Below are 16,394 nucleotides of genomic sequence, written 5' to 3' on the forward strand. Positions count from 1 at the left end.
GTGGAGTCTTTCACGCTGCGCGCCCGCCCGCTTACCCCCGTTTGCGCGCGAGGTCCGCTTCCCCGGCGGAAGCCGAGCGGCCCTTTAGCGCCTCCAAATAGGCGTCCCATTCGTGCTTGAGCGTTGATTTCAGCTTGAAGAGGCCGAGAACGAGCGAGCGGGTCGAATGGTCTTGCAAAAACACTTCGCGAAACGCATCTTCGAACTCCTCCCGCTTTCCGGGAAGGCCGTGGTCTTTGCCATACAGCAAATGCCGGTCAAGCAGGCGGCGGATTATCGGGCTTCCCGGTCCGCCGCTTTGCCGGTAAAACGCTTCGATGCGTTTGGACATCGTCAGCTGTTCTTGTTCATCGCACACAGTTCTCACCCCCCGTTAAAACCGCGGCCTTTGCTTGCGCGTGCGGAACAGCCGCCAGCCAAGAAACGCGATCAACACGATGGACGCAGCCAGGCCGATGTTGGCGACGGTCGTTTTGTCCATGCCGAGAAACGTTCCGCCCGGGATGCTGGCAATGATGAATCCGGTCGCCATCATGATGGCAAACGCGATCAAGGAAAGCGCCAGCCGGTTGGCGATTTGGTTGAGCGTGTTGCGCGTCACCGGATCGGTTTGCACTTGCACGGTCATGCGCCATTTGTTTTCGGCCATCGTCTCGAGCACTTTGTTGAACCGGCGCGGGAAGGTGGCGATCATCTCCGCGGCTTCCGCGACAAGACTCGCGTTGGCGCGGAAATTAAAGCGCTTTCCAAGAATGCTTTTCAAAATCGGAATTTCATACGCTTCGACGACTTCGCCGTACGAAATCTCCGGGCAAATCCAGCGCGCCGTCCCTTCGGTGGCGGAAAACCCTTTCGCCCATAGCGCCAGGCCGCTTGGCACTTTGCAGTAGTTGCGAAGCCCGATCGCCGTCGCTTCGAGCACGAGGCGGCCGTAGTTGTAGCGGCTGCTTCCCTGGTGGGCGTTGACGTAATTCAGCGTCAACGTCCGCAGTTCATCTTTCAGCTTGACGACGTCGGTGTAGACGGTCGGCGACATGAGCTCCATAAACACTTCGGCGGCGTCTTCCGCCTGATTGAGCTGGATGTGCAAAATGACGCGCATTAAAATTTGCGCCATCACGCTGTCCATCCTGCCCGTCATTCCCCAGTCGATGATGACCGCCTTTTTCGTCCGTTTGTCGATCATAATGTTGGAGCCATGGGCATCGGCGTGGTAATGGCCGTCGAGCATCGTCTGCACGTAATGGTGGACGAGGTCGATCATGATGCTGACCCGCTCTTCGAAGGTGAGAAAATCAACGGGGAAATCTTTCATAAGCCAGCCGTCAACGTACTCCATGATCAAAACGCTTTTCGTCGCGTCGTACACGTGCGGAACCGTGACATGTTCGGCCCTCCTCTCATACTTTTGCTTCATTTCTTTCATTTTTCGCGCTTCTTCCGTCATGTCCAGTTCATCCATCGCGCTGCTGTAGTAATCTTGCACAAGCCCCCCGAGATCAAGGGCGGCCTGCAGTTCAGGCGGCAGCCGCTTCTGCAGGCGGGCGGCCATTTTTTTGATGATGGCGATATCGGTTTGAAACAGCTTTTCGACCGTCGGGCGCACGACTTTCACAGCCACAACGGGCCCGTCTTTCAGCTTCGCCTTGTATACTTGCGCGAGCGACGCTGAACCGAGCGGCGTTTCGTCGATCCACTCAAACGTCTCAAGACCGTCAGGCAGCTCGCGTTCGAGAATGTATTGAATTTTGGCAAACTCGATCGGCGGCACCCGGTCGAGCAGCTTCTCAAGTTCGACCGTCACCGGCTCCGGCAATAAATCTTGCCTTGTGACGAGCACTTGCCCGAGCTTGATGAACGTCGGGCCAAGCTCCTCAAACGCCAGGCGCAGCCGGCGGCCGATGTGGCGCCAATAGTCATTGTCCCCTCCCTTTCCCCGCATCCTGTGGGCAATGGCGTCGCCCAGCACCATGCCGAGCCCGTTTTTAACGAGCACGGCCATGATTTTCCGCCGCCGTTTTCCCGCCGTAATGGCGGCCAGTTCCTCTTCGATGGCCGCGCCCATCGCCGCCCAGTCGCGGGCCGGTTTTGGTTTGGCCGTTTCGATCGACGCGTGCAAACGGCTTCCCTCCTCTCCGCTTTACAGCCGTTCAATAATGGTGGCGGTCGCCATGCCAAAGCCGATGCACATCACTTGCAGCCCGTATGTCCCGCCCATGTCCTCGAGCTCATGAAGAAGCGTCGTCATCAACCGGGCCCCGCTCGCACCGAGCGGGTGGCCGAGGGCGATCGCGCCGCCGCGCGGGTTCACTTTCGCCATATCCGGCTCGAGTTCCCGCTCCCACGCTTTTACGACGGAAGCGAACGCTTCGTTCACTTCGATCACATCGATCTCGTCAAGGCGCAGCCCCGCTTTTTGCAGGACGCTCCTCGTGGCGGGAATAATGCCGGTGAGCATTATGACCGGATCTTCACCGACCACGGTGCGGGCGATGATGCGCGCTCTAGGACGCAGGCCAAGCTGCCGGGCTTTCTCCGCCGACATAAGCAGCACGCCGGCCGCCCCGTCGCTCACTTGGCTCGAGTTGCCCGCTGTGATGACGCCGCCTTTCGGTTGGAACGATGGCATGAGCGCCGCCAGCTTTTCCTTCGACGTGTCGCGGCGAATGCCTTCATCGCGGGCGAATACAACCGGCCCTTCCTCGCCCGGGACATCAAGCGGAAGGATTTCCCGCTCAAACATCCCATGATCGGCGGCGGCCGCCGCTTTTTCATGGCTGGCGAGCGAAAATTCATCCAGCTCTTCCCGCGACAATCCCCATTTTTTGGCGATCATCTCCGCGGAAATCCCTTGCGGCACGATGTTGTGCCGGCTCGTCAGCCGGCGGCTGAACCGCCCCATGTCGCTTCCCATCGGCACGCGCGTCATGCTTTCAACCCCGGCGGCGATGGCAATGTCGATGTCGCCGGCCAAAATGGCTTGCGCGGCGTTATGGATCGCCTGCTGGCTCGAGCCGCACATCCGGTTTAAGGAAAACGCCGGCACGCTGACCGGGAACCCGGCGGCGAGCACCGCCTGGCGGCCGATATTGCCGCCTTGCTCCCCGGTCATCGTCACGCAGCCGACAACAACATCGTCGACTAGGCTGGCGTCCAGCCCGTTCCGGTCAACAAGCGCCCGCAGCACCGGAGCGAGCAAATCGACCGGGTGGACGCTTGAGAGCGCCCCTTTTTTCTTGCCGATCGCCGTGCGCACGGCGTCGACGATCACCACTTCCCTCATGCCGCTCCCCCTGTTCCGTATGGATTCCTTGCGCGGCCAAAGCCGCGGCAGCCTTCTTCTCCGGATTCTTCAAAACGTAAACAGTTCGATGCCGCCGGACACATTCAACCCGATGCCTGTAATGTATTTCGCCTTATCGGAGCAAAGAAACACAATGGCGTTGGCCACATCTTCCGGCTCGCCCGGACGGCGGAACGCGGTGCGCTGGATCATGCGCTCGTTCATTTTCGGGTTGCCCATGCGAAACGCTTCCGTGTTGATGATGCCCGGCACGATGGCGTTCACCGTAATGCCGTAGCGCGCCCCTTCGAGCGCCATGCTTTTCGTAAAGCTCAACACCGCTCCTTTCGTCGCCGAATAGCTCGCCTGGCCAAAGCCGCCGAGCGTGCCGGCGACGGACGACATGTTGATGATCCGCCCCCACCCTTGCTCTTTCATGTACGGCCACACCGCTTTCGTGCAGTTGTACGTGCCGGTCAAGTTCACCCGCAAATCGCGCTCCCAAAACTCGTCGTTTTGCTTTTCGATTTGCGACACGTGGTCGAGCGTGCCGGCGTTGTTGACCAAAATGTCGATCGAGCCGAACTCTTCTTTGACGCGGGCGAACACCTCCTTCACCTGCTCGCGGTCGGTGACGTCCATTTTGATGGCCATCGCCCGCCGCCCCATGGCGCGGATTTCGTCCGCCGTTTTTTCGGCATAGATGACTTTCGTGCTTTGCATGACTTGCGAGAGCGGCCCATACTTTTGCGCCGTCTGTTTGCTTTCTTCATCCGATTCAAGCAAAATATCGGTGATGACGACATCCGCCCCCGCCTCGGCGAGCGCCAGAGCGTCGGCGCGCCCAAGCCCCCGTGAAGCGCCGGTGACGACCGCCACTTTCCCTTTCAACAACTCCGCCCATGATGACATCCCGATCCCTCCGTTTATCGCAAAAATTGCGGTTGTTTCTTTTGGAAAAACGCCGCCAGCCCGATCGCCGGCTCCCCGGTTTTAAACGTGGCCGCAAATGACGCCGCTTCGATGCCAAATCCGTCCTCCGAAAGCGCGTCGGCGGCGTGGATGGCCCGCTTGGCGAGCCCCATCGCCCGCACCGCGCCTTCTGACAGCTGCTCGGCAAACGCCGCCGCTTCTTCTTCGAGCCGCTCCGGGGGCGCGATGCGATGAACGAGGCCGAGTTCGAGCGCCTCTTGCGGGTCGAGCCGTCTGGCGAGAAAAATGAGCTCCGTCGCCTTCGCCCGCCCAACAAGTCGCGTCAGCCGCTGCGTGCCGCCCGCCCCCGGGATGAGGCCGAGCGACACTTCCGTCAGGCCGATTTTGCCGCCGCCCATGATGCGGAAATCGCACGCCAAGGCGAGCTCGCAGCCGCCGCCGAGCGCATAGCCGTTGATGGCCGCAATGACCGGCTTCGGCATCGTCGCGAACCGGTCAAAGCAGCGCTGCATGCGGGCGCTTTGCTCGGCGATGCCGGCTTCATTGCCGGCAAACTGGCTCCCGCGCTGGATCATGTCTTTCAGGTCGGCGCCGGCGAGAAACGTTTTCGGGTGCGCCGACGCGATGACGACGACGCGCACGCCGCGGTCGGCTTCGAGCTCATCGGCCGCTTGTTCCAGCTCGTGCATCAGCCGTTCGCTAATGGCGTTCGCCGGCGGATGGTCGATGACGATCCATGCCACTCCTTTCGCCCGCCGCTCCAGGCGAAGCGTTTCGTAAGCCATCGGAATTCCCCCTTTCATTCGTTCCGGTTCACCGTCCGTCCGGAAAGTTGGTGAACAACCACGGTTTTCGCTCAATTGGTGTTTTCTATTGTGAGAGAAGAGCTGGTGTTCCACTTGCGAAAAGGGCGTTTGGGGCGGACGGTCCTCTAGACGTGCACGCCGTATGGCGCATACAGCCGCCTTGCGGTGACGAGGCGCTGGATTTGCTGCGTGCCTTCGAAAATATCAAACACTTTCACGTCGCGGTACAACTTCTCCACCAAATGCCCGTCAAGGCCGACGGGACCGAGCAGTTCCAGGCACATGGCGCACACATGAAGCGCCATTTTCCCGGCGACGGCCTTGCAGATGGCTGCTTCCATGGCGTTCGGTTCGCCGATGTCCGCCTTCCACGCCGCCTCCCACGTAAGCAGGCGCGCCGCCTCGATCTCTTGTTCGGCTTCGGCGAGCCGCTCGGCCGCTTCGTAATACAGCCGCCCTTGTTTCGGATAGCCGCTCCGGACGATGTCAAGCGTATACTCATAGGCGGCGCGGGCGATGCCGACCGCCATGGCGGCGACGATCGGCCGCGTGCTGTCAAACGTTTTCATCGCCACCTGGAAGCCGGACGGTCGGTTGGCGCTCGCGCTGTACAACGCTTCGCCGCCCAGCAGGTTGTCATCGGGGACGAAACAGTCTTCAAACAAGAGTTCCGCCGTTTCGTTGGCGCGCAGCCCCATCTTGTGGACCGTGCGGGTGGCCGTAAAGCCCGGCGTCCCTTTTTCGACGACAAACGCCCGGTGCCCGGCGCGCCCGAGCGTCGGGTCGACCGTGGCGAACACGACGACCCACGAAGCGCGGGCGCCGTTTGTGATGAAAATTTTTTGGCCGTTTAAAATATAGCCGCCGTCGACTTTTCTTGCCGCCGTGCGGATGCCGGACACGTCCGAACCGGCTTCCGGCTCGGTCAACGCATAGGCTCCCCAGCGCGGCTCCTCTTTCGTGAAAATCGACAAAAACCGCTGCTTTTGTTCCGGGGTGCCGCTCGATTGAACCGGCGGCCCGCCCAAGCCGGGGCCGGGAAGGGACAAGGCGACGGCCGGGCATCCCCACGCGAGCTCTTCGGCAGCGATGACGGCCACGCGGTTCCCTTCACGCTCCCTTTTTTCCTGTTTCTTCTCCGAATCGGCCGCCGCGCGTCCGCCGCCGAATGAGGACGCATTGAGCTGGATGCCCATTTTGTTCACTTTCTTGAGCCATTCGTCCGGCACCCGCCCGAGCCGGTCGGCTTCGAGCGCGATCGGCCGCACTTCATGTTTGGCGAACCAGTGGACGAGCTCTTTGATTTGCTTTTGCTGCGGCGACAAGGCAAATGAAATCATCGTGCCACCCTCTCTTTCCGTTCTCGCAGCAGCTGTTCGCCGCGGCGGATGAGCCAATCCGTTTCCCGCGCATACAGCATCACTTGCGCTTGAGCGTCGCGCATCCATTTTTCGGCCGGGTATTCTTGCACATATCCGTGCCCGCCGAGCAGTTGCACCGCTTGATCGGTGACGAAGCGCACCGACCGGTGGGCGCGGGCGAGCGCCCGCCATGCATGGCCTTCCGCCGCCCCGCCTTGCTCGTCGACGCGGCAGGCCGCCGCCCAGACGATGTTTCTCGCCCCGCGGCATGCAAACGCCATTTCGGCGATCGTAAACGACACGCCTTGAAACTTGGCGATTTCCTGGCCGAACGCTTTTCGTCCGGCCGTATATTGAATCGCATACTCAAGCGCCGCCTCCATCAGGCCGACTTCCTTGGCCGCCTCAAGCACGCACTGCCGGGCGCGGGCGTGCGCCCATAACGCCGCCGCCTCGCTGCCGCGGGCGAGCACGCCATCAGCGCGGACAACCCGGTCGGAAAACCGGAGCCGGCCGAGCCTTGCCGCAAGCAATCCAAGCCGGAAATCACCTTCCACTGTTTCCCATCCTTGATCATCAAGGACGACGATGACCGGTTCTCCTTCGCTGTCTTTGGCGGCAATGACCGCCCATTCGGCCGACGCGGCCAATCGGACCGGCGCCGACGTTCCATTCAGCACATACCCGTCGCCTTGGCGGCGGACCTCGATCGTTTCCTCGCCGTCAACGAACGCCGCCGTCGACCATATCCTCCCCTGCCCGGCTTCGCGATACCGCCGCCAAACCGGATGGCCCGGCGTCAGGCGCATGAACGAAGCCGCTTCCCCGGGCCCGGGAAGCCCTTGGACGATGCCCAAATCCCCGAAGCTGAGCGCCTGCCAAATTTGCGCCTGCGAAATGAGCGGAAGTTCGAGTCCGCCCCACTGTTCCGGCAGTTCAAGCGCCAAAAATCCCAGCTCGTGAAGGCGCTTCGCTATGGATGCGCTTACAGAGCGGCGCTGTTCGCATTCGCGGGCAAGTGGGCGCAGCTCGTCGCAGGCGATCGTTTTCGCCACTTCGCAAAACGCCTGTTCCTCCTCCGTCGGACGAAATGAAATCATCGTTTTCTTCCCCCCTTTTCCTATGGCGGCGCCTTGACGCACCGCCTACGGCGCGGTGAAAACAGCCGCCTGATCTGCCCCGGCCGTTTTTGCGCTGCAAGGAAGCCGCTGTTCAACCGTTCCCTGCATCCGCCCAGAAAGCCGTTTTTGCTTCCGCACCAGCCTTCCCGGCGCGCCTGTCACCGTTCGGCGGACGCCACAAACTCGCCCGCCCATTCGCGCAGCTTTTTCTTGTCCGTCTTCCCAAGCAAGTTTTTCGGCAAGTAGCCGACGATTTTGACAAATCGTGGGCTTTTGTATTTCGCCACCTTTTCCTGGCAAAAACGGATGAGCTCCTCTTCCGTCACATTCGCTCCCCGCCGGACGACGACATAAGCGGCGACTTCCTCGCCCATTTTCGGCGATGGGACGCCGACCACCCCGGCGTCGACGACCGCGGGATGGGAGAGAAGCAGCTCTTCCAAATCGCGCGGATAAATGTTGAATCCGCCGCGAATGATCACGTCTTTTTTCCGGTCGACGATAAACACATACCCGTCTTCATCGATGCGCGCCATGTCGCCTGTATACAGCCACCCGTCGCGCAGCGCCTGGCGGGTTTCTTCATCCTTTCTGTAGTAGCCTTGAAACACGTTCGGCCCGGAGACGATCAGCTCTCCGACTTCATTCGGCGGCAGGCGGTTGCCGTTTTCGTCGACGACCGCCACTTGCACGCCAGGCAGCGGAAGTCCGACCGACCCCGGCTTGATCGGCTTCGTCGGATCGGTCGCCGTCACGATCGGGGCGGCTTCCGACAATCCGTATCCTTCTAAAATGAGGCAGTTGAACTTGCGCTGGAACTGCCAGGCGAGCAACGGCGGCAGCGAAGCCGAACCGGACACGCAGGCGGCGAGGCTTGAGGTGTCGTATCGGTCGGCGTCCGCGTAATGGCATAAAGCGTGAAACATCGCCGGCACCATCGCCGTATGCGTCACCCGATGCCGTTCGATCGCCTCGAGCACTTTTTTTGGCTCGAAATACGGCAGCAGGACGATTTTGTCGCCCAAAAGGAGCGCCACATTCATCATCGTGAAACCGAATGCATGGGAGATCGGCAGCACGCCGAGCCCCGTGCGTTCGTATTCAACGGGCAGCCGCTTCGCCATCTCGGCCGCCGCCTCGGCGTTTGTGTACAAGTTGCGGTGCGTCAATACGACCCCTTTCGGCCGGCCGGTCGTTCCTGACGTATAAAGCAAGGCCGCCGCATCGCCATCGGCGACCGCCAATGGCGGCAGATGGGACGGAGCCTGCTCCATCGCCGTTCGCAACGAACGCGGCGAGCCGGAGCTGTCGAGCGTAAAAATGGCCGGCGGCGACGGCAGCCCTTGGGCCGCTTCGTTCACTTTCGCCCATAACATCTCGGCGGTCAGCACGATGTTCGGTTCGCAATCTTGGAAAATGTAACGAAGCTCCTGCGCCTGCAACAGCGGCAGCACCGGCACGACAACCGCCCCGGCTTTGGCGACGGCGCTGAAAGCGATGATCACTTCCGGGCTGTTCGGCATCGTGACGACGACGCGGTCGCCGGGCTTGACTCCGAGCCCGATCAACACGTGAGCCAGCTGGGACGAACGGGCGTCGCACTCCACGTTCGTATATTCGTTTCCTTCAAAAATGAGCGCCGGATACGGACCGAACTGCTCGATATTTTTCGCCCATACCGTTCGTAAGTCCATTCCCCCGTCTCCTTTACCCGAAAAGGCGGCCGACCGGCGAGGCAGGCCGGGCCCGCCGCCTTTCGTTTCTTTCCTTCCGGCGGACGGCGCCGCCGTTCGGTCAGCGCGCTTATTGGTTTTGCTTGGCGCTGTTGTAGGCGGACAACACTTCCTGAAGGCGGAGCGCCAATCCCATGTCCCCGTCGATGCGAAGACGCCCGCTCATAAACGCTTCCGTTCCGTTGAGCTCGCCGTCGACCATTTGTTTAAAATCGTCGCCGTCCATGCTGAGCGTGCAGTCCGGCGTTTCTTGCTCCCCTTCAATGACAAAGCCGGCGTCGGGGCGAAGAACGACTTGGTACACTCCGGCATCGGCCCCGCTTAAGTTGAATTGGTACACCGCGACGATTCCGTCGGCGCGGGATGGATCCTCCCTCAATTGTGAATCGATCAGTTGGAAAATGTCTCTTACCGTCGTCATCTTCACAGCCTCCTTAAAATTTTGAACTATCTGAAATTTTTGTTTGTGCTTTTACTATAACGCGTTTTCCGTTCCTGTCCTATCCCGAAAATCGTCGGAACTTTCTTCCCGCCGGCGTGCCGCTCCCCGATGTTTTTACGCTCGCAAAGCCGCAAGCAGCGCGCGCTCGTCGATCAGCTCCAAATAGCGGCGATACAGCGGAAACGCCGGCACGATGCGCGGCAGGAGCTGCAGCGCTTTCGCCCTTGACCCTTTCGCCTTCATTTTCCCGGTCATGAGCGCCAGCGGAACGTTGACGTTGCCGCCCCAAAACTGATGGGCGACATCCCCGGTCGTCCGGATGGCGACATCCGGGGCAGTGGGCGACCTCCCGAAAAACACGGCGTAGTTTTCGCCTTCGTTCAGCCGCCTCGCATCGATGCCGATGACCGCCTCCGGATCGGTCAAACAAAAGGCGAACGCAGCGCGCGACCGCCGGATTTGCTCGCCGATGCGGTTGATTTGCTCCACTTCCCCGCCGTATTCGCGATACGCCGGATGATGCCCCCACCATGCCCGCAGCTCCTCCGCCGTCCGCGGCCGCGCCGGGATTTGCATGAATTCGCCGATCACCCGGTATACGTGCCTGTCATCGCGAAACAGCCCCACAGATCATCCCCCCTTTGCCGGTTCGCTACTCCCATTTTGGCGCGAAACAGCGCCGGCGGCAATTCCGACAATTACCGGGGGGGGAAGGGGGCATGGCCGGCGCAAAGAGCGGCGCACAATTGCGGAAGAAACGCACCGGACGCCGCGAAAAAACCGGCATGGGACGCGCGTCATCACGAAACAAAGCACCGGACGCCGTGAAAAAAACCGGCATGAGGCGGCGCGCTTCTTCACAAACAGCCAAAAGCAAGGCCGGCCGGGGCCGGCGCCGAAAAGCAGAAAAAAACGGCCGCCCTTTTCCGTTCGGGCTGCCGTTTTGGGACAACATCCATTTTGCTTGGCGAATGGTTTACAAATGCGCCAGCCGCATGACGTCGCGGGCGATCATGACCTCTTCGTTCGTCGGGATGACGAGCACTTTGACCGGCGAGTGCGGGTAGCTGATGAACGCTTCTTTGCCGCGCACTTTGTTTAACGCCGGGTCCCAGTAAACGCCCATGAATTCAAGGCCGCGCAGCACTTTGGCGCGCACGACGTCGCTGTTTTCGCCGATGCCGGCGGTGAAGATGATGGCGTCGACGCCGCACATGCGCGCCGCATACGAACCGATGTATTTATGAATGCGGTTCGCAAACACTTCAAGCGCCAGCTCGGCCCGTTCGTTTCCTTCCGCCGCCGCTTTTTCCAAGTCGCGCAAATCACTGGAAATACCGGACAGGCCGAGCATGCCGCTTTTCTTATTCAAGACGTTAATGACTTCGTCCGCCGTCATTCCCGTTTTTTCCATAATGTACGGAATGAGCGCCGGATCGATGTTGCCAGAGCGCGTCCCCATCGCCACGCCGGCTAATGGCGTAAAGCCCATCGACGTGTCGATCGATTTGCCGCCTTCAACCGCCGCGATGCTCGCGCCGTTTCCTAAATGGCACGAGATGAGGCGCAGCTGCTCGATCGGCCGTCCAAGCAGCTCGGCAGCGCGCAAGGTGACGTATTTGTGCGACGTGCCGTGAAAGCCGTATTTGCGAATGCCGAATTTCGTGTAATACTCGTATGGCAAGCTGTACAAAAACGACTGCTCGGGCATCGTTTGGTGGAACGCCGTATCAAAAACGGCGACGGCCGGCACGTTCGGCAGCACTTCCTGAAACGCCCGGATGCCGACAAGGTTGGCCGGGTTATGAAGCGGGGCGAGCTCGGACACTTCTTCGATTTGTTCCATCACTTCATCCGTGATCAACACCGAATCGCTGAATTTCTCCCCGCCGTGGACGACGCGGTGGCCGATGCCGTCAATTTCGTCAAACGACCGGATGATGCCGTAGCGAATCAGTTTGTCAAGCAACATTTTCACCGCAACCGCATGGTTGGGTATGGAAGTCACTTCCTGCTGCTTCTCCCCGTTCACAACCATCGTAAAAATGGCGTCATCAAAGCCGATGCGTTCGACGACCCCTTTCGTCAACACCGTTTCCGCCGGCATGTCAAACAATTGGAATTTCAACGACGAACTTCCCGCATTAATGGCTAGCACTTTCGCCATATAGTTCACAGCTCCTTTTTCCGAAATCCAATCGCACCTACCGTTATTGTGCGCGATTGGGCGCCGTTTCACCATGCCTTTTTCATTGTATGCCTTCCCTTTCTTCCTTTCAAGCGCTTGCCCTTTTGGTAATCGGTTGCAAGGAAATGTTTTTATGTTGCGAAAATAAAAACAGCCCCCAAGCGTGTTGGAGGCTGTCAACTCCCTTTTTCATCGGCAATCCACGCATCGATTTTCGCCATCATCGCCTGCATCGCCGTCTTGTTGGAAAAGCGCGGCAGTTCGGCGAGCAGCACGTGTTTCGGCGCTTTCGCTGTCGATCCTTTCTTTTGCAAAATGAATATGCTTTTCGCCGCCTGTTCGTGCTTAAACATCGACAGCGGCAGCTGCAGCACTCCTTGAACGATGGCCGCCTCTTTTAAAAATTCATTCAGCTGGCCGGCCTGCGGGCTTGAAAACAGCGTGTTCGGGATCAAGAAAAACAAATAGCCGCCGTCTTTTGTATACCGCAAGCTTTGCTCGATCAGCAAATGGTGCGCATACGACCGCCCTTCCTTCGCTTTTAACGCAAAGCGGGCGGCATTGTCATCGTCCGGATAATAGCCGACCGGCAAATCGCAGACGATGACATCGGCCGGTTCGACAAAGAGCGGACGCAAGCTGTCTTGGTTAAACAGCTGCACCGCGTGTTGTTGCAAGTTGGCGTTTACATACGCCAGTTTGACGAGCAGGTCGTCGACATCGACGCCATAACTTTTCGCCTGTTTGCCGGCAAGACCGTTTAGCACCGCTGTCAATAAGTTCGCCGTGCCGACAGCTGGATCGAGGACGGTGAGCGCCAAATGCGGGCGCGTAAACCGCCGGACTAAATACGCCAAAAACAAACTGACCGCATCCGGCGTCATTTGATGGTTCGGCTGAACGTGCTGGCGCATCCCTTTTAAAACGGCAAGCTGAAACGCCTTGCGGATGTCCTCGTTTTGAAACCGGCTCAGCACTAGTTCGCAATACTGTTTTTTCAGCCGTTTCGTGTTCAGCTCGCTCACTTCGTCTTGCAACACATCGCCATGAAACAAATTTTCTCCTGTTTCAGCGACCGCTTCCAAGTACGTGCATTGCAGTTCTTCCTGCAAAATAGAAGCTGTTTCATCCAATACGGTGAACAGCCGCTCAACGGGCGTCATCATTCCGTATATCCCCCTTTCGGCCCATGTCTCTTCTGCCATTGTACGCCGATCCGGCCCCGTGCAGCAAGAAAAGACCCCGAACAAGCCGGGGTCTTTTCCTTATTTCGCCGCTTTTGCCGCTTCAATGGCCGCTTCGTAGTTCGGATGGTTCGTCACTTCCGGCACGTATTCGACGTATGTGACCGTGTCGTTGCTGTCGATGACAAACACCGCGCGGGCAAGCAGGCGCAATTCTTTGATCAAGACGCCATACGCTTGTCCGAATGACACATCGCGATGGTCGGACAACACTTCGACGTTTTCGATGCCGGCGGCGCCGCACCACCGTTTTTGGGCAAACGGCAAATCGACGCTGATTGTCAGCACTTTCACATTGTCAAGCTTCGCCGCTTCTTCGTTAAACCGGCGGGTCTGTGCGTCGCAAACGCCGGTGTCAAGCGACGGCACGACGCTGATTAAACGGACATGCCCTTTCGTATCGGCGAGCGTCACTTCTTGCAAATTTTGGTTCAACACGGTAAAGTCCGGCGCCTTGTCGCCGACTTTCACTTCATTGCCGACGAGCGTGACCGGATTGCCTTTAAACGTCACATTGGCCATGGGCTCTCTCTCCCCCTTAAGAAAAAATATGTACTATTTCCATAGTGAACTACCCACCCCCTACACTTCGCTTAGAGGTGGGGGCTTCAAGCGACTTGTGTGTGTTCGCCGAACGGTAAGCCACACACAAGAACCGTTTACGCTTCCCTTCGTTCCAAAGGTGTCCGTTCTAGCCATATTCTATCATATTCGTTGGTTAACGCCAACCGAAATTCATCTCCCACTTTCCCTTCGCTTCGAAGTGGGAGACTTCTTTCGGAAAGATGTTAAATGTCAAAGTCGTTTGCCGTGGCAGAAGCTGCACCGTCTTGCTTGTTTTTCTTCAGCATTGCTTGAATTTTCTCAAACGCCTGCGGGGCGACATCAAGAATTTTTTCGTATAAATGCGTGCTTTCATCCAGATGGAGAAGTTTGACGCCCGATGAGTTGACGACGAGAAACGCGATCGGGGTGATCGACACACCGCCGCCGCTGCCGCCGCCAAACGGATGTCCGTTTGCCTGGGCTTGCCCGTTTTGCCCATTGCCGCCGGTTTGCGCCCCTTGGCCGTTTTGCTGGCTGTCAAGCGTAAACTCGCTGCCGCCGGCTGCAAACCCGAACCCGACCTTCGACACCGTTAAAATGACGCTGCCATCCGGCGTCTCGACCGGGTCGCCAATAATCGTGTTGACGTCAATCATTTGTTTTAAGTTTTCCATCGCGGTTGTCATTAGCCCTTGGATCGGATGGTTCGTCATCATCATTCCTCCTAATAGCCTTCATTTGCCTGCCTTGCCGCAAGCGATTTTCGCTTCGGCAGGCGCCGCCGTCCGCGCCAATGTTTGATGATCCGCAATCCTGCTACCATAGCATGCCCGATTCGGAAATGAAACATACATAAAAACGACGTTTCCGAGACAATCCGGTCATACGCGGGAACGATCACGATCACCGGGATCGTGTTCATCTTCGTGTAGCGGCTCACCGCGCCGGTGATCGTATATTTCAGCGACCAGCCAAGCCCGGCGACCAGCCCGGTCGACGCCGCATCACCGGTGCCGATGTTCGTTTTCCATTCCCATGTTGTAATCGTGATATGGCGGTAAAATCGTTTCATAATTTCATGCAAGTCAACGACTTGTTTTAGAAATCGTTTTACTTGTCGAAAGAAATCCACTATGTCTCCCGGCGTCCATTTGCGTTTCTTTTCCTTTTTGGCCCGCGTCCCCCCGACTCCTTCTTTATGAACGAATGCCACACCGGGCGACTCCGGTTCGGTTTCGAGCTTGATGAGCGGCACGCGAACCGTATAACGAATGAGGCCAAATAGCGTGCGCACAACGATTTTATACTCATCATCATCTCGGGCATGGCGAAACACAATCGTCACCGAGATTTTCATCCATGCGATCAGAAGGAGAAACAGGATACCCGCCACGACAGCTATGATCACGACTCTCAATGTCCGCACTTCCTTTCACCATATCATATTGTCACCATATGGAAAAAAAATAAACCTGCCATTGCGGCAGGTGGATATGATGGATGAGAGGCCGATCCGAACAAAAGCGAGTCAATCGCGAATGACGATCGTATCGGCAAACTGGTCGTGCATCCCTTTTTTCTTTTCCGAAAAAGCGACAAATAAAAAACCGACAAACAGCAATGTTTTGCTGATGAACTTTCCGATCACTTCCCGAAACAGCACGGTCAGCCACGTGAGCGGCACGCCCCGCTCGTCGACAACTTTTAAGCCGAACACCATTTTGCCAAGCGTCTGTCCGAACGCTTTTGTCATCAATACAAAGTAGGCGTAAAAGACGACTGCCGCCGCCACTGAGGCTGGGGCGAACATGTCTTCCCGCTCAAGCGGCAGATCGAGCCAACGAAACAACGGCCAAACAATGAGCCGGTTTACACTTGAAACGACGACGACGTCAAGCAAATACGCCCAAAAGCGGAGCCAAAATCCGCCGTAGCGGGGGGCGGAGTCCACCGCCGCATCGGGGATGGACGCCGTCGACGCCGCCGTTTGCATGTCCTCCATGTTTTCATCCCCCTTACTCGGCGTATAAATACATAAGCCGCGGCGAGGACGGCTGCGACAACAACCGGAGCAGTTCGGCCGCTTCGCTGTCCGGCTTGGCCTTGCTGGAAGCGAGCGCAAACAACGAACTCCATGGGGCACCGCTTACATATTTCACCACTTGGGCGTCTGCGAGCCGATGCTCTTTTTTCAGCGCGGCAATCGCATCGTCCAAATAGCCAAGCTCATCAATCAACCGGAGCGCTTTCGCCTGCCGGCCGTCGTAAATGCGGCCGTCCGCCAGCTTGCGCACCGTCTCTTCCGGCAGCTTTCTCCCTTCGGCAATGACATCGACAAACGCCTCGTACGACTGGTTGATCAGCCGCTGCAAAATGTCCCGCTCCGCATCGGTCATTTTGCGCGCCGGATTCATGATGTCTTTGTACGGGCCGCTTTTGATCGTGACGAGCTCGACGCCGTATTTTTTGGCCAGCTGTTCGTAGTTCAAGCTTTGCATAATGACGCCGATCGAGCCAGTGATCGTCTCCGGGCTGGCAAAAATTTTATCGCCGGCTGTTGCGATGTAATAGCCGCCTGATGCTGCCATCGCCCCCATCGATACGTAAATCCTCACATTTCGCACCCTAGCAGGGTAGAAAGAAAGGATTTTTTATTTCGTTTTTCAGAATAACGTTTCGACCAACACGACTAGCGATGGCAATCCTTTTTTTACCATCGCTAGTCGTTCCATATGAC

The 16,394-nt window shown here is 58.2% G+C and carries 16 protein-coding genes and 1 pseudogene; all 17 read right to left on the reverse strand.

What is annotated here, in order from left to right; genetic code table 11:
- Positions 1-31: 31 nt before the first annotated feature.
- Positions 32-358: a hypothetical protein gene (locus ACTVDO_RS13685; RefSeq protein WP_020960896.1), complete on the reverse strand. Its 327-nt coding sequence runs from the start codon at positions 356-358 to the stop codon at positions 32-34.
- Between the two features lie 15 nt (positions 359-373).
- Positions 374-2,119 (reverse strand): ABC1 kinase family protein, encoded by a 1,746-nt coding sequence (locus tag ACTVDO_RS13690; RefSeq protein WP_442901705.1) that lies wholly within the window; start codon positions 2,117-2,119, stop codon positions 374-376.
- Positions 2,120-2,140: 21 nt separating this feature from the next.
- Positions 2,141-3,283: a thiolase family protein gene (locus tag ACTVDO_RS13695; RefSeq protein WP_442901706.1), complete on the reverse strand. Its 1,143-nt coding sequence runs from the start codon at positions 3,281-3,283 to the stop codon at positions 2,141-2,143.
- 69 nt (positions 3,284-3,352) lie between these two features.
- On the reverse strand, positions 3,353-4,195 hold the full coding sequence (locus tag ACTVDO_RS13700; protein WP_442901707.1) for an SDR family NAD(P)-dependent oxidoreductase: 843 nt from the start codon (positions 4,193-4,195) through the stop codon (positions 3,353-3,355).
- A gap of 14 nt (positions 4,196-4,209) precedes the next feature.
- The gene (locus ACTVDO_RS13705) at positions 4,210-5,001 is read right to left on the reverse strand and encodes an enoyl-CoA hydratase/isomerase family protein (RefSeq protein ID WP_020960900.1); all 792 of its coding nucleotides are present in this window, start codon (positions 4,999-5,001) and stop codon (positions 4,210-4,212) included.
- Between the two features lie 146 nt (positions 5,002-5,147).
- The gene (locus ACTVDO_RS13710; protein WP_442901708.1) at positions 5,148-6,362 is read right to left on the reverse strand and encodes an acyl-CoA dehydrogenase family protein; all 1,215 of its coding nucleotides are present in this window, start codon (positions 6,360-6,362) and stop codon (positions 5,148-5,150) included.
- On the reverse strand, positions 6,359-7,483 hold the full coding sequence (locus tag ACTVDO_RS13715) for an acyl-CoA dehydrogenase family protein (RefSeq protein ID WP_442901709.1): 1,125 nt from the start codon (positions 7,481-7,483) through the stop codon (positions 6,359-6,361). Before ACTVDO_RS13715 ends, ACTVDO_RS13710 begins: the two co-directional genes overlap by 4 nt.
- Before the next feature lie 179 nt (positions 7,484-7,662).
- A complete protein-coding gene (locus ACTVDO_RS13720) occupies positions 7,663-9,198 on the reverse strand; it encodes a long-chain-fatty-acid--CoA ligase (RefSeq protein WP_442901710.1) in 1,536 nt (511 codons plus the stop codon).
- 109 nt (positions 9,199-9,307) lie between these two features.
- Positions 9,308-9,658, reverse strand: a complete 351-nt coding sequence (locus ACTVDO_RS13725) for an SCP2 sterol-binding domain-containing protein (protein WP_020960904.1) — start codon at positions 9,656-9,658, stop codon at positions 9,308-9,310.
- Between the two features lie 135 nt (positions 9,659-9,793).
- Entirely contained in the window at positions 9,794-10,306 is a 513-nt protein-coding gene (locus ACTVDO_RS13730) for a hypothetical protein (protein WP_023817704.1), read from the reverse strand.
- Positions 10,307-10,655: 349 nt separating this feature from the next.
- Positions 10,656-11,846 (reverse strand): acetate kinase, encoded by a 1,191-nt coding sequence (locus ACTVDO_RS13735; protein WP_041267985.1) that lies wholly within the window; start codon positions 11,844-11,846, stop codon positions 10,656-10,658.
- A gap of 197 nt (positions 11,847-12,043) precedes the next feature.
- A complete protein-coding gene (locus ACTVDO_RS13740; RefSeq protein ID WP_442901711.1) occupies positions 12,044-13,033 on the reverse strand; it encodes a class I SAM-dependent methyltransferase in 990 nt (329 codons plus the stop codon).
- 99 nt (positions 13,034-13,132) lie between these two features.
- Positions 13,133-13,633 (reverse strand): thiol peroxidase, encoded by a 501-nt coding sequence (gene tpx / locus ACTVDO_RS13745; protein WP_020960909.1) that lies wholly within the window; start codon positions 13,631-13,633, stop codon positions 13,133-13,135.
- Between the two features lie 266 nt (positions 13,634-13,899).
- Positions 13,900-14,370, reverse strand: a complete 471-nt coding sequence (gene ytfJ / locus ACTVDO_RS13750) for a GerW family sporulation protein (protein WP_020960910.1) — start codon at positions 14,368-14,370, stop codon at positions 13,900-13,902.
- A gap of 11 nt (positions 14,371-14,381) precedes the next feature.
- The gene (locus ACTVDO_RS13755) at positions 14,382-15,014 is read right to left on the reverse strand and encodes a DUF2953 domain-containing protein (protein ID WP_128754865.1); all 633 of its coding nucleotides are present in this window, start codon (positions 15,012-15,014) and stop codon (positions 14,382-14,384) included.
- Between the two features lie 171 nt (positions 15,015-15,185).
- On the reverse strand, positions 15,186-15,659 hold the full coding sequence (locus tag ACTVDO_RS13760; protein ID WP_020960912.1) for an RDD family protein: 474 nt from the start codon (positions 15,657-15,659) through the stop codon (positions 15,186-15,188).
- A 13-nt stretch (positions 15,660-15,672) separates the two neighbouring features.
- A pseudogene (gene sppA / locus ACTVDO_RS13765) lies at positions 15,673-16,275 on the reverse strand (signal peptide peptidase SppA); the annotation flags it as partial.
- Positions 16,276-16,394: the final 119 nt, after the last annotated feature.

Origin of the sequence: Geobacillus sp. BK01, assembly GCF_052220245.1 — a bacterium.
GTDB lineage: Bacteria > Bacillota > Bacilli > Bacillales > Anoxybacillaceae > Geobacillus.

What these genes read in the sequence shown, in the direction of transcription:
- ytfJ (WP_020960910.1), bottom strand. Translation starts at nt 14,370, where the DNA reads ATGACGAACCATCCGATCCAAGGGCTAATGACAACCGCGATGGAAAAC.
- ACTVDO_RS13700 (WP_442901707.1), bottom strand. Translation starts at nt 4,195, where the DNA reads ATGTCATCATGGGCGGAGTTGTTGAAAGGGAAAGTGGCGGTCGTCACC.
- ACTVDO_RS13715 (WP_442901709.1), bottom strand. Translation starts at nt 7,483, where the DNA reads ATGATTTCATTTCGTCCGACGGAGGAGGAACAGGCGTTTTGCGAAGTG.
- ACTVDO_RS13755 (WP_128754865.1), bottom strand. Translation starts at nt 15,014, where the DNA reads ATGAAAATCTCGGTGACGATTGTGTTTCGCCATGCCCGAGATGATGAT.
- ACTVDO_RS13725 (WP_020960904.1), bottom strand. Translation starts at nt 9,658, where the DNA reads ATGACGACGGTAAGAGACATTTTCCAACTGATCGATTCACAATTGAGG.
- ACTVDO_RS13710 (WP_442901708.1), bottom strand. Translation starts at nt 6,362, where the DNA reads ATGATTTCATTTGCCTTGTCGCCGCAGCAAAAGCAAATCAAAGAGCTC.
- ACTVDO_RS13695 (WP_442901706.1), bottom strand. Translation starts at nt 3,283, where the DNA reads ATGAGGGAAGTGGTGATCGTCGACGCCGTGCGCACGGCGATCGGCAAG.
- ACTVDO_RS13705 (WP_020960900.1), bottom strand. Translation starts at nt 5,001, where the DNA reads ATGGCTTACGAAACGCTTCGCCTGGAGCGGCGGGCGAAAGGAGTGGCA.
- ACTVDO_RS13760 (WP_020960912.1), bottom strand. Translation starts at nt 15,659, where the DNA reads ATGGAGGACATGCAAACGGCGGCGTCGACGGCGTCCATCCCCGATGCG.
- ACTVDO_RS13735 (WP_041267985.1), bottom strand. Translation starts at nt 11,846, where the DNA reads ATGGCGAAAGTGCTAGCCATTAATGCGGGAAGTTCGTCGTTGAAATTC.
- ACTVDO_RS13740 (WP_442901711.1), bottom strand. Translation starts at nt 13,033, where the DNA reads ATGATGACGCCCGTTGAGCGGCTGTTCACCGTATTGGATGAAACAGCT.
- ACTVDO_RS13720 (WP_442901710.1), bottom strand. Translation starts at nt 9,198, where the DNA reads ATGGACTTACGAACGGTATGGGCGAAAAATATCGAGCAGTTCGGTCCG.
- tpx (WP_020960909.1), bottom strand. Translation starts at nt 13,633, where the DNA reads ATGGCCAATGTGACGTTTAAAGGCAATCCGGTCACGCTCGTCGGCAAT.